The sequence below is a fragment of the Bacillus gaemokensis genome (assembly GCF_001590835.1).
Taxonomy (GTDB): domain Bacteria; phylum Bacillota; class Bacilli; order Bacillales; family Bacillaceae_G; genus Bacillus_A; species Bacillus_A gaemokensis.
The window spans coordinates 9,898-10,908 of sequence record NZ_LTAQ01000031.1; the positions used below are offsets into that span (position 1 = coordinate 9,898).

Here is a 1,011-nt window from a genome sequence, read left to right on the forward strand (position 1 = left end):
TCAATTGTAAAAGCAGAGCCCACTCAAAATGTATCTAGTTCGTCACACACAAGCACTGAGCGAGATCGTAATTCCGTCAAGCAAGCAATGCGGGATACATTGCAACTTGGAWWCCCRGGGATACTTGCTAAAACTTCTGAGGGTGGAAAAACGTGGGGKTATGCCGCTGGGGTAGCGAATCTGAGCACCAAGAAACCAATGAAAAYAGATTTTCGCTTTCGCATTGGCAGCGTGACGAAGACGTTCACCGCAACRGTTGTACTTCAATTARCTGGAGAGAACCGCYTGAATCTAGACGACTCCATYGAAAAATGGTTGCCTGGTGTCATTCAAGGAAACGGATATGATGGTAACCAGATTACTATCCGGCAGATATTGAAGAAAAATGGTTGCCTGGTGTCATTCAAGGAAACGGATATGATGGTAACCAGATTACTATCCGGCAGATATTGAACCATACAAGTGGTATCGCTGAATACTYAAGGTCAAAAGACGCTGATATGATGAATACTAAAAAAACATATACCGCTGAAGAAATAGTGAAGATTGGGCTTTCTCTGCCTCCAGACTTTGCCCCAGGAAAGGGCTGGTCTTATTCARACACAGGATACGTATTACTGGGTATYCTTATTGAAAAAGTAACCGGGAACAGCTATGCGGAAGAGATTGAAAATCGGATTATTGAACCGCTTGAATTGTCGAATACATTCCTACCTGGCAATTCAAGCGTTATTCCAGGCACCAAGCATGCCCGTGGATATGTCCAACCAGACGGAGMAARTGAGCTAAAAGACGTTACTTATTATAACCCAAGTATAGCTAGCTCGGCTGGAGATATGATTTCTACTGCTGACGACTTAAACAAATTCTTCTCTTACTTACTCAGTGGCAAATTACTGAAGGAACAGCAATTAAAACAAATGCTTACTACAGTTCCTACAGGAAGTGCTGAAATCGGCGGATATGGTCTTGGAATCTATGAAACTAAGCTTCCAAACGGTGTCTCGATAT

At 42.8% G+C, this 1,011-nt stretch carries 1 pseudogene; it reads left to right on the top strand.

What is annotated here, in order from left to right:
* Nucleotides 1-1,011 (top strand): annotated as a pseudogene (locus tag AZF08_RS19265) (serine hydrolase domain-containing protein); the annotation flags it as partial.